The sequence below is a fragment of the Ideonella alba genome (genome assembly GCF_018069875.1).
In the GTDB taxonomy this organism is placed as follows: Bacteria; Pseudomonadota; Gammaproteobacteria; order Burkholderiales; family Burkholderiaceae_C; genus Ideonella; species Ideonella alba.
On the sequence record NZ_JAGQDF010000013.1, the window covers coordinates 165,107 to 191,096 of the forward strand.

General features: G+C 70.5%; 22 protein-coding genes. 9 read left to right on the top strand and 13 right to left on the bottom strand.

What is annotated here, in order from left to right; translation table 11 throughout:
• Nucleotides 1–7: 7 nt before the first annotated feature.
• From KAK07_RS20340 to KAK07_RS20350, 3 genes are all read right to left on the bottom strand, one after another.
• On the bottom strand, nt 8–1,240 hold the full coding sequence (locus KAK07_RS20340; protein ID WP_210862901.1) for a class I SAM-dependent methyltransferase: 1,233 nt from the start codon (nt 1,238–1,240) through the stop codon (nt 8–10).
• A 28-nt stretch (nt 1,241–1,268) separates the two neighbouring features.
• Nucleotides 1,269–2,636, bottom strand: coding sequence for an aminotransferase class I/II-fold pyridoxal phosphate-dependent enzyme (locus KAK07_RS20345; RefSeq protein WP_210862903.1), 1,368 nt, complete (start codon nt 2,634–2,636; stop codon nt 1,269–1,271).
• A gap of 213 nt (nt 2,637–2,849) precedes the next feature.
• Nucleotides 2,850–3,227: a hypothetical protein gene (locus KAK07_RS20350; protein WP_210862905.1), complete on the bottom strand. Its 378-nt coding sequence runs from the start codon at nt 3,225–3,227 to the stop codon at nt 2,850–2,852.
• 145 nt (nt 3,228–3,372) lie between these two features.
• Here KAK07_RS20350 and KAK07_RS20355 point away from each other — a divergent pair, with 145 nt between their 5' ends.
• Complete coding sequence (locus KAK07_RS20355) at nt 3,373–3,852, top strand: GNAT family N-acetyltransferase (RefSeq protein ID WP_210862908.1); 480 nt, start codon at nt 3,373–3,375, stop codon at nt 3,850–3,852.
• A 114-nt stretch (nt 3,853–3,966) separates the two neighbouring features.
• Nucleotides 3,967–4,419, top strand: coding sequence for a DUF2059 domain-containing protein (locus KAK07_RS20360; RefSeq protein WP_210862910.1), 453 nt, complete (start codon nt 3,967–3,969; stop codon nt 4,417–4,419).
• A 28-nt stretch (nt 4,420–4,447) separates the two neighbouring features.
• Here the strand turns inward: KAK07_RS20360 and KAK07_RS20365 are convergent, their stop codons facing one another.
• The 4 genes from KAK07_RS20365 to KAK07_RS20380 form a co-directional block, all read right to left on the bottom strand.
• On the bottom strand, nt 4,448–7,534 hold the full coding sequence (locus tag KAK07_RS20365) for an efflux RND transporter permease subunit (RefSeq protein ID WP_210855217.1): 3,087 nt from the start codon (nt 7,532–7,534) through the stop codon (nt 4,448–4,450).
• Nucleotides 7,531–8,754: an efflux RND transporter periplasmic adaptor subunit gene (locus KAK07_RS20370; RefSeq protein WP_210862911.1), complete on the bottom strand. Its 1,224-nt coding sequence runs from the start codon at nt 8,752–8,754 to the stop codon at nt 7,531–7,533. Before KAK07_RS20370 ends, KAK07_RS20365 begins: the two co-directional genes overlap by 4 nt.
• Nucleotides 8,755–8,761: 7 nt before the next feature.
• Nucleotides 8,762–9,229: a MarR family winged helix-turn-helix transcriptional regulator gene (locus KAK07_RS20375; RefSeq protein ID WP_210862913.1), complete on the bottom strand. Its 468-nt coding sequence runs from the start codon at nt 9,227–9,229 to the stop codon at nt 8,762–8,764.
• A 63-nt stretch (nt 9,230–9,292) separates the two neighbouring features.
• On the bottom strand, nt 9,293–9,769 hold the full coding sequence (locus KAK07_RS20380) for a DUF3237 domain-containing protein (protein WP_210862915.1): 477 nt from the start codon (nt 9,767–9,769) through the stop codon (nt 9,293–9,295).
• Between the two features lie 132 nt (nt 9,770–9,901).
• Between KAK07_RS20380 and KAK07_RS20385 the strand changes: the two genes are divergently transcribed.
• The 3 genes from KAK07_RS20385 (at nt 9,902) to KAK07_RS20395 (ending at nt 12,928) form a co-directional block, all read left to right on the top strand.
• Nucleotides 9,902–10,690 (top strand): LuxR C-terminal-related transcriptional regulator, encoded by a 789-nt coding sequence (locus KAK07_RS20385; protein WP_210862917.1) that lies wholly within the window; start codon nt 9,902–9,904, stop codon nt 10,688–10,690.
• 66 nt (nt 10,691–10,756) lie between these two features.
• Entirely contained in the window at nt 10,757–11,728 is a 972-nt protein-coding gene (locus KAK07_RS20390) for a Bug family tripartite tricarboxylate transporter substrate binding protein (protein WP_210862919.1), read from the top strand.
• Nucleotides 11,729–11,854: 126 nt separating this feature from the next.
• Nucleotides 11,855–12,928 (top strand): helix-turn-helix domain-containing protein, encoded by a 1,074-nt coding sequence (locus KAK07_RS20395; protein WP_210862921.1) that lies wholly within the window; start codon nt 11,855–11,857, stop codon nt 12,926–12,928.
• Nucleotides 12,929–13,028: 100 nt separating this feature from the next.
• Here the strand turns inward: KAK07_RS20395 and KAK07_RS20400 are convergent, their stop codons facing one another.
• From KAK07_RS20400 to KAK07_RS20420, 5 genes are all read right to left on the bottom strand, one after another.
• Nucleotides 13,029–14,759, bottom strand: a complete 1,731-nt coding sequence (locus tag KAK07_RS20400) for an RNA/DNA-binding domain-containing protein (protein WP_210862923.1) — start codon at nt 14,757–14,759, stop codon at nt 13,029–13,031.
• On the bottom strand, nt 14,756–16,231 hold the full coding sequence (locus tag KAK07_RS20405; RefSeq protein WP_210862925.1) for a restriction endonuclease subunit S: 1,476 nt from the start codon (nt 16,229–16,231) through the stop codon (nt 14,756–14,758). The genes KAK07_RS20400 and KAK07_RS20405 overlap by 4 nt, the downstream gene beginning before the upstream one ends.
• Nucleotides 16,232–16,239: 8 nt before the next feature.
• Nucleotides 16,240–17,721: a type I restriction-modification system subunit M gene (locus KAK07_RS20410; protein WP_210862927.1), complete on the bottom strand. Its 1,482-nt coding sequence runs from the start codon at nt 17,719–17,721 to the stop codon at nt 16,240–16,242.
• An 18-nt stretch (nt 17,722–17,739) separates the two neighbouring features.
• On the bottom strand, nt 17,740–20,133 hold the full coding sequence (gene hsdR, locus KAK07_RS20415) for an EcoAI/FtnUII family type I restriction enzme subunit R (RefSeq protein ID WP_210862929.1): 2,394 nt from the start codon (nt 20,131–20,133) through the stop codon (nt 17,740–17,742).
• A gap of 75 nt (nt 20,134–20,208) precedes the next feature.
• Nucleotides 20,209–21,609 carry an FAD-binding oxidoreductase gene (locus tag KAK07_RS20420; RefSeq protein WP_210862931.1) on the bottom strand — a complete coding sequence of 467 codons (1,401 nt, stop codon included), beginning with the start codon at nt 21,607–21,609 and terminating at the stop codon, nt 20,209–20,211.
• Between the two features lie 114 nt (nt 21,610–21,723).
• On the opposite strand from KAK07_RS20420, the gene KAK07_RS20425 reads away from it, so the two are divergent.
• Nucleotides 21,724–22,452, top strand: coding sequence for a DnaJ domain-containing protein (locus KAK07_RS20425; protein WP_210862933.1), 729 nt, complete (start codon nt 21,724–21,726; stop codon nt 22,450–22,452).
• 15 nt (nt 22,453–22,467) lie between these two features.
• Here the strand turns inward: KAK07_RS20425 and KAK07_RS20430 are convergent, their stop codons facing one another.
• On the bottom strand, nt 22,468–23,355 hold the full coding sequence (locus KAK07_RS20430; RefSeq protein ID WP_210855197.1) for an AraC family transcriptional regulator: 888 nt from the start codon (nt 23,353–23,355) through the stop codon (nt 22,468–22,470).
• Between the two features lie 99 nt (nt 23,356–23,454).
• Here KAK07_RS20430 and KAK07_RS20435 point away from each other — a divergent pair, with 99 nt between their 5' ends.
• The 3 genes from KAK07_RS20435 to KAK07_RS20445 are packed head-to-tail and all read left to right on the top strand — an operon-like array spanning nt 23,455 to nt 25,813.
• Complete coding sequence (locus KAK07_RS20435) at nt 23,455–23,835, top strand: hypothetical protein (protein WP_210855195.1); 381 nt, start codon at nt 23,455–23,457, stop codon at nt 23,833–23,835.
• Entirely contained in the window at nt 23,832–25,271 is a 1,440-nt protein-coding gene (locus KAK07_RS20440) for a cytochrome P450 (RefSeq protein ID WP_210862935.1), read from the top strand. Before KAK07_RS20435 ends, KAK07_RS20440 begins: the two co-directional genes overlap by 4 nt.
• Entirely contained in the window at nt 25,226–25,813 is a 588-nt protein-coding gene (locus KAK07_RS20445) for an MOSC domain-containing protein (protein WP_210862937.1), read from the top strand. The genes KAK07_RS20440 and KAK07_RS20445 overlap by 46 nt, the downstream gene beginning before the upstream one ends.
• Nucleotides 25,814–25,990 lie beyond the last annotated feature (177 nt).

Sequence of the window (25,990 nt, forward strand, 5' to 3'; positions counted from 1 at the left end):
GGCGCGCTCAGGCCAGCAGTTCAGCAAGCCGCTGCTGCGTGACGCCGTAGAAGCCCTGCAGCGCGGCGATCTGCCGCTCGGCCTCGGCGCGACGGCGTGCCTCGCCGGGGGCGCCCTCGGGGCGGCGCAGCGCCAGGATCATCTTGTTCTTGCTGGTGTGCTCCAGCGCCACGAACTCGAAGACCTGGGCGTCCCAGCCGCGCGCCTCCAGCCACAGCGCGCGCAGGGTGTCGGTCACCATCTCGGCCTGCTGGCCCAGGTGGATGCCGTGCTGCAGCATGCCCCGCAGCACCTCGGGCAGCTGCATCTGCGGACGCAGCTCCTTGTGGCAGCAGGGCGAGCAGACGATCATGGTGGCCCCGGCGCGGATGCCGGCGGCGATCGCCACGTCGGTGGCGGTGTCGCAGGCGTGCAGCGCGATCATCAGGTCGACCCGCTCGGGGGCGTGGTCGTTGACGTCGCCGCACTCGAAGCGCAGGCCCGCCAGACCGCGCCGTGCGGCGGCGGCGTTGCACTCGTCCACCAGGGGCTGGCGCAGCTCCACGCCCAGCACCTCGGCCGGCCAGTGGCGCGCCTGGGTCAGGTGGTGGTGCAGCGCAAAGGTCAGGTAGCCGCGGCCGGCGCCGAAGTCCACCACCCGCACCGGCTGACCCGGGGCCGGCGCCCAGTGGGCGCGCTCCAGTGCGTGGGCGATCACCTCGACGAACTTGTTGATCTGCTTCCACTTGCGCGCCATCGCCGGCACCAGCTTGCCCTGCGCGTCGGTCACGCCCAGGTCCTGCAGGAAGGGCTCGCTCAGTGCCAGCCAGCGCTGCTTCTCGCGGTCGTGGCCGGCGGGCTCGGCGGCCACCGCGGTCTGGGCGTGGCGCGCCAAGGCCACCTTGCCGCGCTTGCTGATCGACAGCTGCCATTCGCCGTCGGTGGTGAACAGGTGGGCGTGGGCGAAGCGCGTGCCCAGCAGCTCGCGCAGCAGGGCCAGCGCCTCGTCCTGCGGCGGGTTCTTGGTGATGTCGCGCGTGGCGTGCTGGTAGACCAGCTGCAGGCAGGCCTGGCCGCGCAGCACCAGCGGCCGCGCGCTCAGGCGCTGCAGGTCGTCGCCGCCGGCACGTGGCTTGGCCAGCACCAGCTTCACGCAGCGGCCCTGGTCCAGGGACTCGGCCAGCAGCGCATGGAAGCGCTCCAGCCGGGCCAGGTCGGCCAGGGCCTGGCGGTGGTCGGTCAGCGGGGCATCGTCGCTCATCGCGCGATTGTCCCCGCATGCGCGGGGCTCAGGCCTCGGCGGTGTCCAGGCCCATCTGCGCGGTCTCCACGGCCTCGGGCGGCGCGGCCTCGGCGATCGCCCGGCCCAGGCGGCGCGCCGCCTCCAGCGCCTGGGCTGGCGTGTGCGCCGCCATGCACTGCAGCCGCATGCGCGCGCGGTTGAGCGCCACCGCCGGGTACTCGACCAGGTTGGCCAGCAGGCCCTGCCCGGGCAGCGCGCGGGCGATGCGCCGCGCCTGCGCGGTGGGACCCAGCAGCACCGGCACGATCGGCGAGGGCTGCCCCAGCACCTCCAGGCCCTGCCAGTGCAGCGCCTGGCGCAGCGCCAGCACGGTCTGCATCAGTGCGTCGCGGCGCTGCAGGCCCTCGGCCGAGCGGACCAGGCGCAGCGATTCGCGCACCACCGCGATCTGCACCGGCGACAGCGTGTTCGAGAAGGTGGTGGTGGGGGCGTAGTAGCGCAGGTACTCGGCCAGCGCCGCCTCGCGGCAGGCGACGAAGCCGCCATTGGCGGCCAGCGTCTTCGAGAACGAGCCCAGCACGATGTCGAGCTCGCCGTGCACGCCCTGCAGGCCTGGCTGGCCCTGGCCCTGCGGACCCATGCTGCCCAGGTCGTGTGCCACGTCCACCGCCAGCAGCGCGTCGAACTCGTGCGCCAGCGCCTGCAGCGCAGCCAGGTCGGGCGCATCGGCGTCCATCGAGAAGCAGCCTTCGGTGACCAGCAGGATGCCGTGCTGGGCGCCGCGCGCGCGGATGCGCTGCAGCAGCGTGCGCGCATGCGCCACGTCCAGGTGGCGGTGCAGGTGCACATGGCGGGTGGCGGCGCGCGCGCCTTCGTGCAGGCAGTTGTGGGCCAGCTGGTCCATCACCACGTGGTCTTCGGGCCCGACCAGCGCGCGCAGCAGGCCGTAGCCGGCGGCCCAGCCGGTGGGGAACAGGCGCACATGCGGCATCGCCAGGTGCTCGGCCAGCTCCTGCTCGAGCCGATCGCCGTCGCCCACGTTGCCGGCCAGCACCGTGGAGCCGGCGCTGTGCACGCCCCAGCGCTGCACCGCCTCGGTGGCGGCGGCGCACACCGCGGGGTGGGTCGACAGCGACAGGTAGTCCTGCGACGAGAAGTTCAGCCCGCTGGCCAGGCTGCCATCGGCCTGCGCCAGCCGCGCCTGCGGGCCGGGCGGCCCCTGCAGCGTGCGCGCGTAGGGGTGCAGGCCGCGCTCGCGGCGCAGCACCAGCCAGTCGTGGAAGGCGCGCGGGCGGGTGCGCAGGTCGGCGTGCGCACCGCCGACGAAGTCGCGTGTGCTGCCGGCCAGCGCGGGGTCCAGCAGGGCCAGCGTGTCGCTGGCGTCGGGTTCCTGCTCCTCGAAACGGTCGTCCATGTCATCTCCCTGTGTGTGTATGTGGACGGCCGGGAGTCTGACCGGGAACCCCCGGGCTGCCAGCCTGCCTGCAAAGGGGGATTGACTTTTTGCGCTGAAACTGGCTGGCTGTTGCCTTGGATGCGACACCCGCTGGGCGCTGTCGAGGACGAAAAAAAGCCCGGCGGGGCCGGGCGGTGCACGGTCTGGCAGGCGGATGCCCGCGCGACGCGCTTACTCCTTGTCCATGATGATCGAGATGTCGCCCGGGTACTTCCACATGGCTCCGGTGATCATGTCGGTGATCCCCAGGTCCAGGAAGAAGCCGCCGACCACGCCGGCGGTCTGGGTGGCGCTGACCAGCCGCTGGGTCTTGGGCTGGTAGCCCTGTGCCTTGCAGTTGATGATGATGTCCTTCGCGCCCTTGGACACCGTCATCGTGTTCTGCTTGCCCGAGACCGCACCCAGCTCAGTGCCATCGCTGGACAGCTGACAGGTCGCCTCCGGCGGGGTGATGGCAAAGATCAGCGTCTGCGACGTGCCATCGGTGATCGAGGCGCAACCGGACAGCGCCAGCAGGGCCGTCAGGCCCGCCGCCATGAAAACACGCATGCTTCCTCCCTTTGAATGTGAGCATTGCATCCAGATGTGAGTGGTTGGACCGAGGGGAGTGACCGCGGACGAACACCGAGGCGCTTGGCGCACGGAAGTGGTCGACATAGCATGCACTTCGCACGGCGCTGGCCGGCCCTCCGCGATGACCGCACTCCGTCCCTTTTCACCTGCCGAGTTCGAGGCCTGGCTGCCGCAGGCCATCGAGGCCTACGCACGCGACAAGACCGCCGCGGGCCAGTGGACGCCCGACGAGGCCCTGGCGCGCTCGCGCGAGGACCACGCCCGCCTGCTGCCCCAGGGCCTGGCCACGGTCGACCACCACCTCTGCGCCATCGTCAACGGCACCGGCACCGCCGTGGGCGTGCTGTGGTTTGCCAGGCAGCGCCTGCATGGCCTGGACATCGCCTATGTCTACAACCTGGAGGTCGACCCGCCGCACCGCCGCCAGGGCCATGCCGCGGGTGCCTTGCGATGCCTGGAGCAGGCCTGCGCGTCCTTCGGCTTCCACGGCATCGCACTGCATGTGTTCGGTCACAACCTGGGCGCCAGGCAGCTTTACGCCCAGCTGGGCTTCGAGCCCACCAACATCAGCCTGTTCAAGCGGGTCGGCGCCGGTGACTGAGCGTTGGCAGCGATCCGCACCCAGCGGCGCCCGCCTGTTGGCGTGGCCGGATCGCTGGATGCCCTGGTGTTTTCACGCCAGCCCCATCTCCCACTGCTTCACCCAGGACCACCCATGACCCACTTCCCGATGCGCTGCCTGTGCGTGGCGCTGGCCGCACTGCTGTGGCTGCCCGCCCAGGCCCAGGACAGCCTGGCTGACCGCCAGGCCGCGGCCGACCGCTACCTGCAGGTGGTGCCGATGTCCCGGATGCTGGACGACGCGTTCGCCGAGATCGGCAAGCAGGTGCCCGCCGCGCACCGGGCGCAGTTCCTGGCCGACATGAAAGCGATCGTGCGCGTGGACGCGCTGGAGACCCTGACGCGCGAGGCCATGGTCCGGACCTTCACCGCGGATGAGTTGAATGCGCTGGCCGACTTCTACGGCTCGACCCATGGTGCCAGCGCGATGAAGAAGTTCGGCACCTACATCGCGCAGGTCATCCCGGCGGTCCAGGCCGAGGTGCAGCGGGGCCTGGAGCAGCTGCAGCGGCAGCGCTCGTCGGCCACGACATCGCGCTCGTCGTGACGCGCGGGCGCGCCGCGGCGGGCGCGTCTCAACGCGGCTGGGCCACCGGGTCCAGGATCGGCCCCTGGCCCGCCCAGCGGTCCAGCGCCAGGTAGATCACCGGTGTGATGTAGAGCGTCACCGCCTGGCTGATCAGCAGACCGCCGCACACCGCCAGGCCCAGCGGCTGGCGCAGCTCGGCGCCGGCGCCCAGGCCCAGCGCGATCGGCAGCGCGCCCATGAAGGCCGCCAGCGTGGTCATCATGATCGGCCGCAGACGCAGCAGGCAGGCCTGGCGGATCGCCTGCTCGGGCGGCAGGCCCTGGTGGCGCTGCGCGTCCAGGGCGAAGTCGATCATCATGATCGCGTTCTTCTTGACGATGCCGATCAGCATCAGGATGCCGATCGTGGCGATCAGCGTCAGGTCGTGGCCGAAGGCCCACAGCGCCAGCAGCGCGCCCACCGCGGCCGAGGGCAGCCCAGCCAGGATGGTCAGCGGGTGGATGTAGCTCTCGTACAGCACGCCCAGCAGCACGTAGATCACCGCCAGCGCGGCGATGATCAGCACCAGCTGGCCGCCCTGTGAATCCTGGAACACCGCGGCGTCGCCCCCGTAGCTGGCGATGATGGTGGGCGGCAGGCGCAGCTCGGCACTGTAGGCGCTGATGCGCTTGGTGGCCTCGCCCAGCGGCGCGTCGGGCGCCAGGTTGAAGCTGATCGTCACCGCCTGCAGCTGGCCCTGGTGGTTCACCGCGGTGGGGCCCAGCGTGCGCTGCACCGTGGCAAAGCCCGACAGCGGCACCAGCGCGCCGGTCCGGCTGCGCAGGTAGATCTTGTTGAAGGCGTCCTCGAACTGGCGGTCGGCGTCGGCCGCCTCCATGATGACCTGGAAGCTGTTGCTGGCGCCGTAGATGGTGGACACCTGGCGCTCGCCAAAGGCGCTGTAGAGCGCGCTGCGCAGCTCTGCGATCTGCACGCCCAGCAGCGCCGCCTTGTCGCGATCGATCGCCAGCGTGGCCTGCAGGCCGCGGTTCTGGCTGTCGCTGGTGACGTCGCGGAAGATCGGGTCGGCGCGCAGCTTCTCCTGCAGCTTGCCCGACCATTCGCCCAGCGCGTCGGCGCTGACGCTCTGCAGCGTGTACTGGTAGCGGCTCTTGCTCTGGCGGCCGCCCAGCTGCAGGTTCTGCACCGGTCGCATGTAGACCGCCAGGCCCGGCACCGCGCGGGTCTTCTGGCGCAGACGCTCCACCACCTGGGCCATCGGCGGGCGCTCGGCGCGCGGCTTGAGCACGATGAACATCCGGCCGGTGTTCTGCTGGTTGCCGCCGCTGCCGCCGGTGAAGGCCGACACCGCGGCGATCGCCGGATCGGCACGGAAGATGTCAGCCGCGCGGGTGTGCAGCTTCACCATCGCCTCGAAGGAGATGTCCTCGGCCGCCTCGGTGGTGACCTGGATCTGGCCGATGTCCTCTTCGGGGAAGAAGCCCTTGGGGCTGCTGACCGCCAGCCAGATCGACAGGCCCAGGCTGCCCAGCGCCAGCAGCCCGATCAGCGCGCGGTGCGCCAGCGCCCAGTCCAGGCTGCGGCCGTAGGCGGCCTGGAAGGCGCTGAAGCCGGCCTCGAAGACGCGGCCCAGGCGGCCTTCCTCCTCGGGCTCGTGGTGGCGCAGGAAGCGGCTGCACAGCATCGGCACCAGCGTCAGCGACACGCCGGCCGACACCAGGATGGCCAGTCCCACCACCACCGCGAATTCATGGAACAGCAGGCCGATCACGCCCGGCATGAAGAAGATCGGGATCAGCACGGCGACCAGCGACACCGAGATCGAGACGATCGTGAAGCTCATCTCGCGCGCGCCGCGGATCGCGGCCTCGAACGGCGCCATGCCGTCCTCCACGTGGCGCACGATGTTCTCGAGCATCACGATCGCATCGTCCACCACCAGACCCACCGCCAACGTGATGCCCAGCAGCGAGATGTTGTCCAGGCTGTAGCCGCCGGCGTAGAGCAGCGAGATCGCGCCGATCAGCGACACCGGCAGCGACAGCGTGGGGATCAGCGTGGCCGCGGCGCGGCGCAGGAACAGGAAGATCACCAGCACCACCAGCACCACGGTCAGCGCCAGCGTCAGGTTGACGTCGTGCAGCGCCTCGCGGATCGACAGCGAGCGGTCGTTGACCGGCGTCATCTGCACCGAGGCCGGCAGTTGGGCCGCGAAGCGCGGCAGCATGGCCCGCACCTTGTCGACCACCTGCACCGTGTTGGCATTGGGCTGGCGCTGCACCGCCAGCGTGATGGACGGCTCGCCGTTGAGCGCGGCGTAGGTCTTGACCGACTCCACGCTGTCCTGCACCTCGGCCACGTCGCGCAGCCGCACCGGTGCGCCATTGCGGGCGGCGACGATCACCTGGCCCCATTCGCGGGCGCTGGAGAGCTGGCGGTTGGCCTGCACCGTCAGCGTCTGCCGCGGGCCTTCCAGCACGCCCACCGGCGTGTTGGCGTTGGCGCTGGCCAGCACCGTGCGCAACTCATCCAGCGTGACGTTGCGCTCGGCCAGCGCCTCGGGCCGCACCTTGATGCGCACCGCATAGCGGCGCTGGCCGAAGATGAAGACCTGGGCCACGCCGTCGATCGTCGACAGGCTGGGTGCGATCAGGTTCTCGGCGTAGTCGTTGAGCTCGGCGGTGTCCAGCGAGGGCGAGGTCAGCGCCACCAGCAGCACCGGCGCATCGGCCGGGTTGACCTTGCGGTAGCTGGGCGGCGTGGTCATCTCGGCCGGCAGCTGGCGCTGGGCGCGGAACAGCGCGGCCTGCACATCCACCGCGGCGGCGTCGATGTCGCGCGCGGCATCGAACTCCAGCGTCAGCGAGCTGCTGCCCAGCGTGTTGGTCGAGCTGATCACCGACAGGCCGGCGATGGTGCTGAACTGCTTTTCCAGCGGCAGCGCCACCGAGCTGGCCATGGTCTCGGGCGCCGCGCCGGGCAGCGTGGCGTTGACCTGGATGATGGGCGTGTTGTAGCTGGGCAGGGCCGCCACCGGGATCTTCGTCAGCGCCAGTGCCCCGGCCACCACCACGGCCAGGTTCAGCAGCACCGTCATCACCGGACGGCGGATGAAATGCTCGGCAATGTTCATGCAGAAGCCCTGGACGCCGCAGCCGATGCCGCCCCCGACGCGGCCTTCGCCGGCCCCGCCGGCGCCTCGCGCACCAGGCCGCCCGGCCGCAGGTTCTGCTTGCCTTCGACCACCACCCGCTCACCCGGCTGGACGCCCTCGACCACCGCCCACTCGCCGCTGCTGTAGCGCAGCTGCACCGGCCGCAACTCGGCCGCCATGTCGGCGCCCACCACATAGACCAGGCGCTCCTGGCCGCGCTGCACCAGCGCCACCACTGGCAGCACCGCAGCGTCCTTGATCGTGCGCAGCGTCAGCTTCACGGTCACATACTGGCCGGGCCACAGCAGCTGCTTGGGGTTGGCCAGCGCGCCCTTGACGCGGATGCTGCCGGTGGAGGTGTCCACCGCGTTGTCGATCACGCTGACCGTGCCCTCCAGCGCCTCGCGCGGCGCGGCGTTCGGGCCGCGGCCGCCGCCCGCCGCGGGCAGCAGCACCTGCAGCTTTGCGCCCTGGGCGCCGCGGCCCTCGTCGCCGCCGCGCAGCAGCGCGCCCAGCTGGGCTTCGGGCAGGGTGAAGCTCACACCGATCGGGTCGATCTGGGCGATCGTGGCCAGCGCGGTGGCGCCGGTGGGCGAGACCAGGCTGCCCGGGTAGACGTTGACCAGGCCAATGCGGCCACTCAGCGGCGCGCGCAGCGTGGCGTAGCTCACCGCCACCTCACCGGCCTTGACGGCGGCCTGGTCGGCCACCACCGCGGCACGCTGCGCCTCGAGGTTGGCCTGCACGGTGTCGGCCGCGCCCTGCGAGATGAAGTTCTGCGCCCGCAGCTCCTGCGCGCGCTTCCACTGCCGCTCCAGGTCGGCCAGCGTCGCCTGGTCGCGCGCCAGCTGGGCGCGGGCCTTGTCCAGGTTGGCCTGTTCGGTGCGGTCGTCAAAGCGGAACAGCAGCTCGCCCTGGCGCACCATCTGGCCTTCCTTGACCACCACCTGGCGCACCGTGCTGCTGATCTGCGGCCGCAGCTCCACGGTGTTGAGCGGCACCACGGTGCCGGCGGCCTCCACGCTGACCGGCATGTCGCGCCGCTGCACCGTGGCCAGCGAGACCACCTGCGCCGGCTTCGGCGCCGACGCGGCCGGCTCGGCCGCGGCCGGCCCGGCGGCCTGGCCGCGCCACCAGGCGCCAGCCGCCACGGCAGCGGCCACGGCCGCCAGGATCAGGACAAGTGAAGACTTCTTCATGAGCCACTCAGGAACGGGAGATCAGGGCCCCCGCCAGCGCCTGCAGCGCCTGCGGGGTGGTGTGCAACTGGGCCGCCGGCAGCCGCGACAGCCGCTCGGCAAAGCCGGCCGCGGTGCGCGACCAGGCGGCGTCCACGATGCGCCGGCCCTCGGCGCTGAGCCGGATCAGCCGCCGGCGGCGGTCATGGGGGTCGGCGTGCACGCGCAGCAGGCCGCGCTCGGCCAGCGCCGCCACCGCTGCCGACGCGGTGGGCAGCGTCACGCCCAGGTGCGTGGCCAGGGCGCCGACAGTGCCACCCGGCTCGCGCTGGGCGAACAGCAGCGCGCGGAACTGCGGCACGCTCAGACCCTCGGGCGCGGCCTGGCGCATCGCGCTGCGGATCTCGCGCATCAGCAGGGGCACGTGGGCCAGCACGGCCTGCGCGCAGACCTCGGCGGGGTCGGGGTGGGGGACGGGCTTCAGCGCGGCAGACACTTCGGAAATCTAACAAATTTCCGCCGCCCGCCGAACCGGGAAGGCCCGCGCTTCAGCCAGGGTTCAGGTGATGCGGTGGAAGTCCAGCCGCACCGCGCGCGCCTGCCGCTCACCCACCGCCAGCGCCAGGCAGCGGTTCAGGTGCGCCCAGGCTGGCGCGCCGGTGGTGAAGCGCACCAGGGTGCGGAAGAAGTACTCGCTGGCCGCCACCGGCTCACCGCGCGCCAGCCGCGCCATCAACTCGGCGGGGCCGTGGCGCAGGCCGTCGCTCTGCACCTCGACCAGTGCGCCGTCGGGCGTGCGGATCACGTAATGCGCGGCAATCTCCAGCACGCCATCGGCACGCAGCACCTGCCAGTCGACGCCGCCGGGCAGGATCTCGCCGCTCAGCTCTGGGCCTTCCACCGTGCCGCCCAGCAGCGGCACGTAGCGCCGCTCGCCATGCTTGGCCGGGCCGCCCAGGCTGACCAGCGCGCCCACCTCGCAGACCACGCGGCACATCGGTTGCAGGGCGGGCGGCGGGCTGAAGGTGTCGGTCATGGCGGGGCGTTCGGGTCAGTCGGGATGGACAGGCGGCGTGGCCGGTTGATCATCTTGCGCCAGCCTCGGGCACTTGCCCAGCCATCCGCCGTCATCCCAGAGGATGACCGCTCCACCCGACCGACCCCGCCGATGAACGCCTGGGCCCTGCCCCTTGCCGATGCCCAACCCGCCTGGTCGCGCGCCCTGCCCGCGGTGGTGCAGGCCGTGGGCGCGCCGGACTTCGACACCCGGGTGCTGCAGGCGCTGGACGAGGCGGCGCTGGGCGTGGGCTCGTGGTCGGTCTACCAGGTGTGGCGCGACCGCCCGCCGCAGCTGCACCTCTCGGGCAGCCGGGGCGTGGCCGACACCACGCGCGACTGCTTCGCCGCCTACCGCGACGCCGGCCTGTACCGCCGCGACAGCAGCTTCGACGCCGTGCGCCCCGGCCATGCCGCGGTGCTGCGCATGCACGCCGACGAGGCCCCCAGCCACGACCACCGCCAGGCCATCTACCTGCGCCACGGCGTGCTGGAGCGGCTGTCGGTGGTGCAGCGGGGCGATGACGGCGCGGTGTTCGCCGTCAATGTCTACCGCCATGCCCACCAGGGCCGCTTTGGCGACGGCGAGCTGGCCGGCTTCGCCCAGCTGGCGCCGGTGCTGCTGGCCGGCGTGCAGCGCCACCTGGCGCTGCGCCAGCCGGCGCCCGACCTGCGCGCTGCGCTGAAGGCGCGCTGCGCGGCGCTGACCGAGCGTGAACTGGACGTGTGCGAGCGGCTGCTGCGCGGCTGGAGCTTCGACGGCATCGCCGCCGACCTGGGCCTGAGCGTGGCCACCGCCAAGACCTACCGCGCCCGCGCCTTCACCCGCCTGGGCCTGCACTTCAAGAGCGAGCTCTTCGCCGCCTTCCTGCCGGGGGGCGACTGTCCTCCTCAGGGATGACAGGCGGCGGCAGCGCCCGGCGGCACACTGCCGGCCTGCTGCCTTGATACCCCCCAGGAGACCGCCATGAGCACCCGCCGCCACGCCCTGACCGTCCTTGCCAGCCCCTGGCTGCTGGCCGGCGCCGCCCCCGCGATGGCCCAGGGCGGTGCGCCGCTGAAGCTGGTGGTGGGCTTCCCGCCCGGCTCCGGCCCCGACGTGGTGGCGCGCCAGCTGGGCCAGAAGCTGGGCGAGCTGATGAAGCAGCAGGTGGTGATCGACAACCGCGCCGGCGCCGGCGGCCAGATCGCCGCCCAGGCGGTGGCCCGCTCGCCGGCCGATGGCACGACGATGCTGCTGGGCGAGGTGGGCTCGATCAGCATCTCGCCCGCCGCCTACCGCAAGCTGCCCTACGACCCCGCCAAGGACTTCGTGGCCGTGGCCGAGGTGGTGCGCTCCGACTTCGTGCTGGTGGTGCCCGCCACCTCGCCGGCCAAGACGGTGGCCGAGTTCGTCGCCGCCGCCAAGGCGCAGAAGGACCGCGTCAATTTCGGCACCTTCGGCGCCGGCACGCCGGGCCACTTCGGTGCCGAGGTTTTCGGCAGCCTGGCCGGCTTCGCGGTCGAGCCCATCCACTACCGCGCCACCGGCGACGCCGTCACCGCCATCATCGCCGGCGATGTGATGGGCGCCTTCGTCTCCACCGCGCTGGCGCTGGCCCAGGTCAAGGGCGGCAAGATGCGCGCGCTGGCCACCACCGCGCCGCAGCGCTCCGCCCTGCTGCCCGACGTGCCCACCTTCACCGAAGCCGGCTACCCCAAGGCCGACTTCTCCGCCTGGTTCGCGCTGCTGCTGCCCACCGGCACGCCCACCGCCGCCGTGGACGCGCTGAGCCAGCAGGCCGTGGCCGCCCTGCAAAGCCCCGACCTGCGCCAGAAGCTGCAGGAGGCCGGCTTCAGCATCGTCGGCACCGGGCGCGCCGAGACCGAGCGCATGCTCAAGGCCGAGGCGGCGCGCTGGGCGGCGGTGGTCAAGACTTCGGGGTTCCAGGGCGACTGAGGGCCCGCCGCGCCGCCGCCGTGGCGCCGGTCTGACACCGCGCGCTTGAGACCGTGGGGGATGCCCACAAATCCCGGGTTGACATTGCCGAAGAAGACTTAGAATTTGTCAACCAAGGAGGGCACGATGATTCACGACCGAATCCGCCGTGCGCGCTTGCTGCGAGGGCTGAGCCTGGAAGCGCTGTCTCAGCGCCTGGGCGACATCAGCAAGCAGGCCCTCAGCAAGTACGAACAGGGCGGCCCGCCGCCCAATTCCACCCGACTGCTGCAGCTGGCCAAGGCGCTGTCCGTCAAGCCCGAGTACTTCTTCCGTGCTGACGGCGTGCAGCTGGCCGCGCTGGAGTTTCGCAAGCTGGCCCGCATGCCGCAAAAGCGCCAGACCCAGATTGGCGAGCTGATGCGCGACCACCTGGAGCGCTACGTCAGCCTGGAGCGCTGCTTTGACCTGGGCGACGCGCCGCAGGCGCCGCTGCAGCTCCCGCGCACCTTGGCCGTGGGCAGTGTCGAACAGGCCGAGTCGGCCGCCGAGCGGCTGCGTGCGCAGTGGGCCATTGGCGGCGACGCCATCGCCCACCTGGCTGAGTTGCTGGAAGAGCACGGCATCAAGGTGGCGCTGCTGGACGACCACGACGGCTTTGACGGTGCCTGCGCCGCCACCCACGACGAGCAGCACATGCTGATTGCGCTCAACGGCAGCCGCCCGGGCGAGCGCATCCGCTTCACCGCCGCGCACGAGCTGGGCCACTGGGTGATGGCCCTGCCCGCCGACATGCCCGAGAAGGACAAGGAAAGCTGCTGCCACCGCTTTGCCGGTGCCTTCCTGTACCCGGCCGATCGCGTGCGGGCCGACTTTGGCCACCACACCCGCTCGCGCGTGCTGGCGGCCGAGCTGCTGAATGCCAAGCGCCGCTACGGCGTGTCGATGGCGGTGGCCCTGCGCCGCTTGAAGGACCTGGGCCTGATCACCGATGCGGGCTACACCGGCATGAACATGCAGTTCTCGGCCAACGGCTGGCGCAAGGCGGAGCCCGAGCCCCTATGGCCCGAGCAGCCGCGCCGCTTTGAATCCCTGGTCTACCGCGCCCTGGCCGAAGACCTGATCAGCCTGCCTCGCGCGGCCGAGTTGCTGCAGCGTGCGGTGTCAGAGTTGGACCCGGGCCTGGCCCGTTTCAGCAAGCCTTCGGGACGGCTTGGATAGCGCCTTGTCTAGAAAATCTTGACGGGCTAGATCTAGAAATGAATCAAATCAATCACTTAGACCGGATCCGCCCAAGCAGTCCAAGTCTGGCCGGACTGATCTAGACAGCCGACTCCGGGCCGGTGCCCAGTCGCCAGTCGCCTTGCCCACGGGGGCCATGCCGGTGCACCAGTCCCGCCAGGCGCATAGCCTGGAGCAGGTTCTTGACCTTGTTGGCCTTTTGCGTGGGGCTGAGCACATCCGGCAGTTTGGCCAGCAACAGCGCGTCCAGGTCGCTGCGGGTCGCGTGGCCATAGCGCCGCAGGTAGTCCACCACCAGGCGCTGGTAGTAGCCGTCATCCAGCCCGCGGTTGTGGATATAGCGGGCTTTCTGCCCGGCCACTTCGGCCACCTTGGCTGAGATGAAGTGGCGAGGCGCACGGCCTTCGATCAGGCCCAACTCGCGCAGCGCCCGCGCCTGGTCGGGCGCCAGGCTGCGCCCTTTCTGCACGCGGTCCAGCAACAGCACCTGGCCCAGGTTCAAGTCGCTGCGCGCCATCAGCGCGCGGGCAAAGTTGACGTCCAGCACCTGACCCTGCAAGGTCAGCTCCACCCGTGGCAGCCCCTGGGGCGTGGTGTCGAACAGGTAGTCCGGTAAGGGGAACAGGCGCTGCCGCTGCGTGGTGAACATGCGCCGGATGCCACTGCCGGCCTGGTCGATCATGCGCAGCCGGATCATGCCGTCGATCAGCCACTGGTTGCGGTAATGCTCTGGCGGCGACTGGTGCTCCAGCATCCACTCCACGCTTTCGGGGATGAACTGGCCCAGGTTGCTCAGCACCAGCCGGTCAGGGTGTTCCACCAGGTTGATCTTGCCGCCCAGGGCGTAGTCCTGGTGGGCTACTGCGTTGTGCAGCGCCTCCCGCATCACCCAACTGTCGTAGCGCGGAACCGGGGTCGGGAACAGCGTGCCATCAGGCATGTGGTCCAGCGTCAGGTTGCGCACGCGGGCAAAGGCCTTCTCGGTCGCCAGCAGGAAGGGCGGGCCAAAGTGCTGAGAGGTCAGCGTGGCGTTGCTTGCATCCCGCGGGATCCAGCTGATCTTGGCGTCGGCGGGCGACAGGAAGTGGGCCGCTTCGTCCCGCCCCAGGAGCAGCAGGGCCGCGCGCGTGATGCGCCCCTGCTTGGTGATGCGGGCCTTGTTCAGCAGGGTTTCGTCGCTCCAGCCCTCTGTCTCAGCGCGGATGGCCTCGTGGCGGTCGGCGTCGGGCTCGCTGCGCAGCCGGTACTCGGCGAAGCGCTGCCGCGCGGCGGCCAGGGCCTCGGGATCTAAGTCGTCCAGCGTGGCCTCGGGCACCACCACGCCGGACCAGTCCTCCTTCACCCCAAGGCGAGCCCACAGGCGAGCCTCCTTGTCCGGGTGCTCGCCCAGCCGCGTCTTGTGACTGTCCACGCGGATGTAGCGCACCTGCTGGAAGGCGACCGGCGCGCTGCGGGCTGGGTGGATCTCCAACATCACCACCCTGCCCTGCGGATGGGCCACCTCATGGAACTGGAAGTCGGCCCGAGGCTGGGTCATCTGCTGCAGCCACATCACCAGGGACTGGTTGCCGCCCACCTTGGCGCCCAAGGGATCAAAGCTGGTCCCCGTGACCGCATGCGAGCCGTCGGCCACCCCCCACAACAGCCAAGCCCGCTCATGCCCTTCGAGCGCAGCCGCGTTGGCCAGCGCCGACAGGTACTGCCCGATCTCGTCCTTGTCCGCCAGGTTGGATTTGAACTCCACCGTGCACTGCTCGCGCGGCAGGCTCAGCAACCGTGCCAGGGTGTCGAGCAGGGCGGGGGTGATCATGGCTGAACGGCAGTGTGCACCAGCGCCTCGGCCAGCTGCGCGTGCTTGGCGCGGGCGGCGGTGATGCGGGCTTTGAGTTGGTCGCAGAGGGCGAGGAGTTCGGTGACTTTGGCGACGATGCGGTGCTGCTCTGCCGGCGGTGGCAGTTCGACCGGGATGCTTCGAATCTTGCCCACGCTCAGGTTGAAAAGGCCGCTGGTGGTGATGGCGAGGCGCCGCATGTGTGCTGTACCGACAGGCGAGTTGAGGTAGAGCGCCAGATACTCGACGGCGTCGTCGCCGGTTGGGCGAACTCGCATCAGGTGGTTCTGGTACACGCAGTTATCCACCTCGCCTTGCCAGATCGCGCAACGGCCGATCTCGGCCTCGCTGCCGTTGCCTTCCACGATGAGCAGATCGCCTGCGTTCAGACGCCAGCGTTCCAGTTCGTCAGGCGCGAGCTCGTACCGCTCCATCTGCGCAACATCGATGCGGCCGCGCTGAACGTTCGCCACGCGCAGGTAAGGGAAGTGATGCCGCACCGGTGCGCGAAGTGGGGTCTTCTGGATGCCCCCTTGCACCGTGCAGAACTCGTTGATCGTCTTGAGCTGCCATGCCGAACGTGGTCCGCCTGCGCACAGCCGTCCCTCTACACCCAGCTGCATCACCATCTGTTTCAGCGAGTCGACGCTGCCATCGGTGGTGAACACGGTGTCGAACTGCTCCGCCAGCCGCTGCCAGCACGCATGGAACTCGTCGGCATCGCGGGCCTGAGTGAGGCTGTCCAGCAGCGCCTGTACCAGCCGGGCGTGCGTGGCCTCGGCGTCCTGCTGCCGCGCTTCCAGCCGGTCGCACAGGGCCATCAGTTCGTCGACCTTAGCGACGATGCGGTGCTGCTCTGACATCGGCGGCACGGGAATCGGTGCGGCCTTCAGCTTCGCCTGCGAAATGTTGACCTGGCTCGCTGCCATTCCCGACTTCGCAGCTTCCAGATAATCCGCAGTCGCACCTGCGTTCAGGCAGAGTGCCGTGAATCGGCCATCAAGTCGATCGGGGCGTGGCCGGAATCGGATGATCTTGTCAGAGAGCATCAATCTCGGTCGGGTCGCATCCACAAGACACGAGATGCCGACGCGGTTCATCGGGCCCGCGCGCGTGAACAGGACGTCACCAACTTTGACCTCAGCCTCTGGTCGCGGATCAAGCGCAGCGGGTAGCTCCTTGTTTTCGCTCGGCACGTAGCGCAGCGATTGAACAGCTGTTGTTCGCAGCACGGCCCAAACGGCTGTGGACCGGGAAGGTGTATCCAGGCAGCTCGGACTCCAACCGGAGTCCATGCCCAACACCTCCACGCCTAATGTGGACCATGTCCAGGCAGGCGAGTTGGACGGAGGCTCGACGAGGCGGCCAATGACGGCAAGGTCGCGAATTAGCTTTCGCAGCCTTGCTATGCCGCCTTCGGCGCTGGAAAGCAGCTCCAGGCTCTCGGCCACCAAAGCTGTCATTGGCTCCGCTCCAACGCCCCCGCCAGCGCCGCCTTCAGCTGCGCCTGCAGCCCGACGATGTCCGCCAGCATCTGCCGGTATTCGGTCAGCAGCACCTCGGGGTCGTGGCTCACCTGCTCGCTCTGGTGCGGGTTCTTGAGGTCCAGGTTCCAGCCGCGTTCGCGGATGGCGTCCACACTCACCTTCCAGGCCTGCTCGCTGCCCACGCGCGCCGCAAATCCATCGGCCTCGCTGCCCCACCAGGCCTGCTCGGCCGCGAACTCCTCGATGCGCATCGGTCGCGTCTTGCTGTAGTTCTTCACCCCCACCGGATAGGGGTGCTCGTAGAACCACACGTCGGTGGTGGGCCTGCCCTTGGTGAAGAACAGCAGGTTGGTCTTGATGCCGGTGTAGGGGTTGAACACGCCGTTGGGCAGGCGCACCACGGTGTGCAGGTTGCACTCGGTCAGCAGCTTTTCCTTGATGCGGCTCTTGATGCCTTCGCCGAACAGGAAGCCATCGGGCAGCACCACGGCCGCGCGGCCGCCGTCCTTCAGCAGATGCATGATCAGGACCAGGAACAGGTCGGCCGTTTCCCGCGTGCGGAAGGCCGCCGGGAAGTTGGTCTCGATGCCGTCTTCCTCCATGCCGCCGAAGGGCGGGTTGGCGACGATGCAGTCCACCCGGTCCTTCGGGCCCCAGCTGATCAGCGGCCGCGACAGGGTGTTGTCGTGCCGGATCTGGCTGGGCACCTCGATGCCGTGCAGGATCATGTTGGTGGTGGCCAGCAGGTGCGGCAGCGGCTTCTTCTCCACACCAAAGATGCTGGCCTGCAGGATCTGCTCGTCCTCGGGCGTCTTCACGTAGCGGGCGCGCTTGTGCTCGATGGTGCAGGTCAAAAAGCCGCCGGTGCCGCAGGCCGGGTCCATCACCTTCTCGTGCAGCTGCGGGTCGACCATGCGCACCATGAACTCGGTGACCGGCCGCGGCGTGTAGAACTCGCCCGCGTTGCCGGCGTTCTGCAGGTCGCGCAGCAGTTGCTCGTACATGTCGCCAAAGGCGTGCCGCTCCTGCGCCTTGTTGAAGTCCACCGCCGCCTGGATCTTGTTGATCACCTGGCGCAGCAGCTGGCCCGACTTCATGTAGTTGTAGGCGTCCTCGAAGACGCTGCGCACCACATAGGCCACCGGGCTCTGGCTGTGGCCCTTCACCGGATCGGTCAGATTCTGCAGGCCGGGGAACAGCTCGTTGTCGATGAAGCTCTTCAGCTCATCGCCGGTCATGCCTTCCGGATCGGCCGCCCAATTGCGCCAGCGGTAGGCCTCGGGCAGCGGGCTGCGGTAGTCGTTGTTCAGCAGCTCCCATTCCTGCTCGCGGTCGTCAAAGATCTTCAGGAACAGCATCCAGACGAGCTGGCCGATGCGCTGGGCGTCGCCATCGACGCCCACGTCCTTGCGCATGATGTCCTGGATGGATTTGATGGCGGATGAAATCGACATGGGTACAGGTGGGGGAGGTCAGGCCTGGCGCGGCGGGTAGAGCTGGCGCTCCAGGTCGGCGATGGCCTGGGTGTAGCCGGCCTTGCCACCGAAGGCCTTGACCAGCTCCATCGGTGCGCCGATGCGGTCAAAGGGCGGCAACTGCAGGATCTTCAGGTCTTCGATGGGTTCAATGCCGGTGTCGGCGTACTTCTCCAGCAGCGCCTCCAGCACCTGGCGCGCGGCGCCCTGGTATTGGGCGAAGTAGTTGCGCTTCTTCACGCCCTCGGCGCGCTCGCGGCGCGACAGCGGCGGTTGATCAAAGGCCACATGGCAGATCAGGTCGAACGGGTCCAGCGGCTGGCCGGCCTTGGCCTGGACCTCGTCGGCCAGCGGTTCCCACAGCACGCCCAGGGCGGCCAGTTCGTCAATGACGGCCTTTTTCTGATCGGCGCTGCTCCAGCGGCGCAGGAAGTCGTCCATCGAGCGGAACTGCTTGGCCACGCACTGGCGGGTGTAGTCGCGCAGGCTCTCGGTGATCAGGGCGCCGTTGGGGCCGTAGTACTGCACCCGCTCGGCCACGATGTGCACGGTGACATCGCCGCCCACCACGTACTTGCGGCGCGGCGTGGTGTCGTCATCTGGCCGATCTGCATCCGGCGGGTCGTTGCCCGGGTCCGGGCGGTTGGGGTCCAGCCCCTCGGGTGGCGCGTCGGTGTCCGGCGGGGTGGGGGGCTCGTCATCGGTGGGTTCGTAGATCTGCACCGGCTCACCGTCGAAGGCCGGATCGGCGAACAGCTCGGTGGCCTTCTTGAAGTCCATGATCGTGAACCAGAACTTGCCGTAGTCCTCGTTGATGCGGGTGCCGCGGCCGATGATCTGCTTGAACTCGGTCATCGAGCCGATGTGCTGGTCCAGCACGATCAGCTGGCAGGTCTGTGCGTCCACCCCGGTGGTCATCAGCTTGCTGGTGGTGGCGATCACCGGCCAGCGCACCTCGGGGTTGATGAAGTTGTCCAGCTCGGCCTTGCCCTCGGCGTCGTCGCCGGTGATGCGCATGACGTACTTGCGGTTCTCCTTGACCCGCTCGGGGTTCAGGTTCACCAGGGCCTGGCGCATGCGCTCGGCGTGGTCGATGTCGTCGCAGAAGACGATGGTCTTGGCGTAGGGGTTGCCGGCTTTCAGGAACTGCGTGACCTTGGTGGCCACGGCCTGCGTGCGCATCTCCAGCACCAGCTGGCGGTCCATGTCCTTGAGGTTGTAGATGCGGTCCTCGATCGGCTGGCCGTGCTTGTCCAGCATGCCCCGGGGCGGGCGCCAGCCCTGCAGGTCGCGGTCGAAGTCGATGCGCACCACCTTGTAGGGCGCCAGAAAGCCGTCCTCGATGCCTTGGCGCAGGCTGTAGGTGTAGACCGGCTCGCCGAAGTAGAAGGTGCTGGAGACATCCTTGGTCTCCTTGGGCGTGGCAGTTAGGCCGATCTGGGTGGCACTGCTGAAGTAGCTCAGGATGTCGCGCCATGCCGAGTCGTCGGCCGCGCTGCCGCGGTGGCATTCGTCCACCACGATCAGGTCGAAGAAGTCGGGCGAGAACTGCTTGTAGACGTTCTTGTCTTCCTCGGGACCGCTGACGGCCTGGTACAGGCTGAGGTAGATCTCGTAGCTGGTGTCGATCTTGCGGCCGGTGATCTTGGTCATCGCCGCGCCGAAGGGCTTGAAGTCGTTGTTCTTGGTCTGGTCGACCAGGATGTTGCGGTCGGCCAGGAACAGGATGCGCCTGGCCTGCTTGCTCTTCCACAGGCGCCAGATGATCTGGAAGGCGGTGTAGGTCTTGCCGGTGCCGGTGGCCATCACCAGCAGCACGCGCTTCTGACCCTTGGCCACCGCCTCCACGGTGCGGTTGATGGCGTTGACCTGGTAGTAGCGTGGCGCGCGGCCCGAGCCGTCGTCGTAATAGGGTGCCTCGGCCTTGGGGGCACTGGTGGCGTCCAGACCGCGCCAGCCGCAGTAGCGCGCCCACAGGTCGGCCGGTGCCGGGAACTGATCCAGCGTCAGGTGGGTTTCAACGGCTGCACCGGGTGCGCTGCCGTCCACGGTGTGGTCATGGAAGACGAAGCCGTCGCCGTTGCTGGTGAAGGCGAAGGGCACGTCCAGCGCGTCGGCGTAGTCCAGCGCCTGCTGCATGCCCACGCCCGGGCCGTGGCTGTTGTCCTTGGCCTCGATCACCGCGATCGGCCGGTTGGGCGCGTGGTACAGCACATAGTCCGCCCGCCGCGCCTTGCCGCGGGCATGCAGCCTGCCGCGAACGATCACCCGGCCGTGCGTGAAGGTGACTTCCTCGCGCACCTGGCGCTGGATGTCCCACCCGGCCGCCGCCACGGCGGGGGTGATGAATTTGGTGCAGATGTCGCGTTCGCTGAGCGTTTTTTTGTCCACGACGGCTTCTCCCTGGGCGCGGGTGGGGCGCTGGGCTGGATTGTGCCGCCGTGGCGTGCTCTCGCTCGACCCGCCTCAGAGCGCGAAGATCTTCCCCGGATTGAGGATGTTGTCCGGGTCCAGCGCCCGCTTGACCGCGCGCATCATGGCCACCGCGCCTTCGCCGGTTTCCTCGATCAGGAAGCCCTGCTTGTGCAAGCCGATGCCATGCTCGCCGGTGCAGGTGCCGCCCACGTCCAGCGCGCGGCGCACCACGCGTTCGTTCAGCGATTCGGCCAGGTCGCGCTCGCCGGGCAGGCTGGGGTCGAGCAGGTAGGCGATGTGGAAGTTGCCGTCGCCCACATGGCCGACGATGAAGTAGGGCAGGCCGCTGGCGCGCGCTTCGTCTTCGGCGGCCACCACCATCTCGGCCAGGCGGGCGATGGGCACGCAGGTGTCGGTGGTGACGGCGCGGCAGCCCGGGCGCATCTGCAGCGCCGACAGGTAGGCGTGGTGGCGCGCGGTCCACAGCCGGGTGCGCTCTTCGGGGGTGGTGGCCCACTGGAAGTCTTCGCCACCGTGGTCCTTGGCGATCTCCTGCACGGTGGCGGTCTGCTCGGCCACGCCAGCCTCGCTGCCGTGGAACTCCATCAGCAGCATCGGCGCCTCGCGCAGGCCCAGCTTGTCGTGGTTGTTCACGGCGCGCACCGCGTTGACGTCCAGCAGCTCGCAGCGGGCGATCGGCACGCCCATCTGGATGATCTGGATGGTGGTGGCCACGGCCGAGGCGATGTCGGGGAAGAAGCACACCGCCGCGGCCAGGCTCTCGGGCAGCGGGTGCAGCTTCAGCGTGATTTCGGTGATCACGCCCAGCGTGCCTTCGGAGCCCACCATCAACCGGGTCAGGTCGTAGCCGGCGCTGCTCTTGCGGGCCTGGGTGCCGGTGCGGATGACCTGGCCGCTGGCGGTGACCACCTCCAGCGCCAGCACGTTCTCGCGCATCGTGCCGTAGCGCACGGCGTTGGTGCCCGAGGCGCGGGTGGCGCACATGCCGCCGAGCGAGGCGTCGGCGCCGGGGTCGATCGGGAAGAACAGGCCCAGGTCCTTGACCTCGCGGTTGAGCTGGCTGCGGGTGACGCCGGGCTGCAGCGTGGCGGTCAGGTTCTCGGGCTCGGCGCGCAGCACGCGGTTCATGCGCGACAGGTCCAGGCTGACGCCGCCCTGCACCGCCAGCAGGTGCCCTTCCAGCGACGAGCCCACGCCAAACGGGATCACCGGCACGCGGTGCGCGGCGGCCAGCGTCACCGCATCGGCCACGTCCTGGGTGGATTCGCAGAAGACCACTGCGTCGGGCGGCGCCACGTCGAAGGGCGATTCATCGCGGCCGTGCTGCTCGCGCACCGCCAGCGCGGTGGAGAGCCGGTCGCCGAAGCGCTGGCGCAGCGCGTCGATCAGGGCGGCGGGCGCGGTGCGGGGGGCATTGGCGGTGGACAGCATGGACAGCTCGCGAAAGTGGGTGCAGGATTCTAGGAACTCCTCAAGTGCCGTCCGTGCGGCGCCGATAAGTCCGACAGGCCGGGATGGCGCCATCCCGCCACAGCCCCGCCCACCATGAGCCGCGAACGCCGCAACCTCTACCGCATCCTGCACGTCCAGCCCGAGGCACCGCCCGAGGTCATCAAGGCCGCCTGGCGGGCGCTGATGAGCACGCTGCGCGCCCACCCCGACCTGGGCGGCGACACCGAGACCGCGGCGCGCCTGAATGCCGCCTACGAGGTGCTGTCCGACCCAGCGCGCCGCGCCGCCTATGACCGCAGCCTGCGGCGCACGCCGCGCGGGCCGGCCGCCCCACCGGCTGACAGCGCGCCGCGGGCCAGCGCCAGCCCGCCGCCAGCGCCGCCGCCGCGAGCGGCGGCAGGCTCAGGTGGTTGCCCCTTCTGCGGCCACCCCCATGCCCCGACGCTGCCGCGCGATGCCCGCTGTAGCGCCTGCGACAGCCCGCTGACGCCGCTGCCCGCCCGCCCACGCCGCGGCGAGGCGGCGGGCCGCCGCCATGATGAGCGCTTCGCGCGCGATGCCGTGGTCGAGCTGCGTCTGCCCGCCGAACGCCTGCCGCGCCGCGCGCGGCTGCGCGACCTGTCCTTCACCGGGCTGCAGCTGTGGGTCGAGACGCCGCTGGCCGTGGGCCGCGTGCTGCGCGTGACCACGCCGCAGTTCGATGCCCTGGTCAGCGTGGTGGGCTGCCGCAAGCAGGGGGTCGGCCACTCGGTGCACGGGCGGCTGCTGACGCTGTCGCTGGCGCCGGCGGCCAAGGGGGTGTACGTGGATGCGCAGGCCTGAGCGCTTCCCCCGGCCTCAGTTCCAGATCCGGTAGATCCAGAAGCGCTCGTCCTCGGCAATCCGCTGGCGCAGCTCCTGCGGCGCGAAGCCGGTGACGCGGCGCGTTTCGCGGCACAGGTGCGACTGGTCGGCGTAGCCGGTGTCGGCCGCCACGTCGGCCCAGCGCACCGGGCCCTCGCCTTCGGCCAGCGTGCGAAAGAAGGCCTGCTCGGCGCGGCCCAGGCCGCGCAGCTCGCGCATCGGCAGGCCGGTCCAGCCCTTGATGCGGCGCTCGAACTGCCGCAGGCTGCGCCCCACGCCCGAGGCCGCCGCCTGCAGCGCCAGGCCCTGCAGCCAGTCCTGCAGGCGCAGCAGGTGCGGGTGGTCGGCGCTGCGCCGCAGGGCCTGCCAGCGCGGCGCCAGGAAGCTCTCGATCAACACCACCCGCGTGGCATCGTCGGGCGCGGCCAGCACGGCGTCGGCCATCGCCTGCCACGAGGCGTCCAGCGCCTCGTCCAGCGGCACGAAGCGGTTCAGGTAGCGCGCCGGATCGACCCCGGTGAGCGCCTGCAGCGCGTCGGGCATCAGCATCAGCATCATGCCGTGGCCCTCGGTGCTGTTGCGCGAGTGGGTGGGTCGGGTGAACGGGCCGGCCAGCGAGACCTGAGGCAGGCGCTGCGGTGGCTGGCCCGGCTCCAGCAACTCGGAGTGGCCGGCGAAGAACCAGCTGATCGTGCACAGCGGCGAGGCCGGGAAATGGTTGTGGTGCCACTCGGCCGGCCAGTCGCGGCCGATGCCCAGCGTGCTGCGCGAGACGATGGCGCGCACGCAGTGGCTCAGCGACCAGTGCGGCAGCCACAGCTGGGCCGGTGCGCGGTTGCGCTGGGCCAGCACCGGCTGCAGGGGGGGCGCGAGCGTTGCCATCCCGCCAGTGTAGGCAGATGGCGCGGCCCGCGGGCCCAAGCCCCGCCGATGTCGGGAACGTTCAAGACGGCGGACGCCGCCGGCCTTAGGCTGCCGCCCATGAACCACTGGCTTGCGAGCGCCTGTGCGGCGCTGATCGGCATCGGCCTGACCCATTCGGTGATGGGTGAACGCCGCATCTTCCTGCCCTGGCTGGCGTCGCCACCACGCGACCTGCCGCGGGCCCACCGGGTCATCCTGCGCGCCAGCTGGCACCTGCCCACGCTGCTCGGGTGGGGGCTGGCGGCGGTGCTGGCGCTGCTGGCGGTCGGCGGCGCGGCCGACGCGCGCTCGACGATGCTGGCGGCCATGGCGCTGGCGGTCGGTGCCTGCGGCCTGCTGGTGGCGCTGGCCACGCGGGGGCGGCACCAGGGCGGCACGGCGATGCTGGCCACGGCGGTGCTGATCGCCGTCGGCCGCTGGCAGGTGGGGGTCGCATGAGCGCCACCCCGACGACCGCGCCGCCCGGACCCGCCTGCCCCTGGTGGGGCCTGCCGCTGCTGCGCGCGATGTACCGCGACTACCTGGGTTTCGCCGCCGGCCTGCAGCGCGAGCACGGCGATGTGGTGGCCCTGCGCCTGGGCACCGAGCGCAGCTGGGACCTGTTCCACCCCGACGATGTACGCGCCGCCCTGGTCGACCACGCTGACGACCTGCTGCGCTGGGAACGCGGCACCGAGGTCTTCTCGCAGGCCTTCGGCCAGGGCCTGCTGGTGGCCGAGGGCGAGTCCTGGCGCCGCCAGCGCCGCATGCTGGCGCCGGGCTTCCTGCCGCGCCGCGTGCAGGGCTATGCGGCGCTGATGGTGGACGCGGCGCGCAGCGCGCTGGACGCCGCCCTGCCGCCCGACCAGGACCAGACGGTGCGCCCGGTGGAGACGCTGTTCAACGGCCTGACCATGGACGTGATCATGCGCACGCTGTTCAGCAGCCGCGCGCCCGCGCAGGCCGCCGCGGCGGCCGAGGCCACCCAGGTGCTGTCGCAGGCGGCGATGCAGGAGATGTTCTGGCCCGCCTCCCTGCCCGACTGGCTGCCGCTGCCGCACAAGCGCGCCAAGCGCCGGGCGATGCGGGTGCTGACCGGCCTGGTCGACGGCCAGATCGCCCAGCGCCTGGCGCTGCCGCCCGACCAGCGGCCCACCGACGACCTGCTGGCGATGCTGCTGGCGGTGCGCGACGAGGACGGCAGCGGCCTCACCGCGACCGAGCTGCACGACCAGTGCATGGTGATGTTCCAGGCCGGCCACGAGACCAGCGCCACCGCGCTGCTCTGGTGGAGCTGGCTGATGGCCAGCCACCCCGAGGCCGCCGCCCGCGCCCGCCAGGAAGTGGACGAGCACCTGGCCGGGCGCGACCCCACGGCCGCCGACGGCGCGGCCCTGCCCTACCTGGCCGCCACGCTGAAGGAGGCGATGCGCCTGTACCCGCCGGTGGCCGCGGTGATGACCCGGCGCGCCACGCGTGGCTTCGAACTGGCCGGCCGCCCGCTGCCCGCTGGCACGCTGCTGCGCGTCACGCCCTGGGTCATCCAGCGCGACCCGCGCTGGTTCCCCGAGCCCGAGGCCTTCCGCCCTGAACGCTTCCTGGCCGACGACCCGGCGCAGCCGCGCAGCGCCTGGATGCCCTTCGGCGTCGGCCCGCGGGTGTGCATCGGGCAGCATTTCGCGATGCTGGAGATGACGCTGGTGGCCGCGCTGCTGCTGCAGCGCTGCACGCTGGAGACGCTGCCCGGTGAGCCCGCGCCGCAGCCGCGCATGTACGTCACCCTGCGCCCCACGTTGCCGGTGCGCCTGCGGCTGCAGCGCCGCGGCCCGCTGCGGCCACAATCGGCGCCATGCGCATCCTCAGTGTCAACACCGCCCGTGTCGAGCGCCGCCTGATCAACGGCCGCCTGGTCGCCACCGCGATCGCCAAGCGGCCCCGCAGCGGCACCGTGTCCTATGGCCCGCTGGGCCTGGACGGCGACGAGCAGGCCGACCCCAGCGTGCACGGCGGCCTCTCCAAGGCCATCTATGCCTACCCCAGCGAGCACCTGCCGGTCTGGCGCACCATGCGCGCCCAGGCCCGCGCCGGCGACTGGGCCGACGACATTCCGCCCGGCCTGATGGGCGAGAACCTGACGCTCGAAGGCCTGCTCGAGAAGGACCTGTGGCTGGGCGACCGCCTGCGCTTCGCCGACGGTGGCGTGCTGGTCGTCAGCGAGCCGCGCTTCCCCTGCTTCAAGTTCAACGCCGCCATGGGCTTCAACAAGGCCGCCAAGCTGATGGCCGAGTCGGGCTGGTGCGGCACCTACCTGGCGGTGCTCCACCCCGGCGCCGTGCAGGCCGGCCAGACCTTCGAACTTGAACCAGGCCCGCGCGAGGTCGGCCTGGTCGAGGCCTTCCGCGCCAAGGTGCGGGGGCGGGACTTCGACGCCGCGTGAGCGGCGGCTCCCTGCCCACAGCGGCCGTTGGCCGCTGTGGGCCAACGCGCTACGCCAACCGTGCCGCCAAGGGCTGGGCAGGTAGGCAGAGCCGGCCATTAGAGGGCGCCGAGGAGCGCAGGACTGCAGGGCAAATCTCTCTGACTTGGCCCACACTGTCTGAGCGCAGCGAACCGC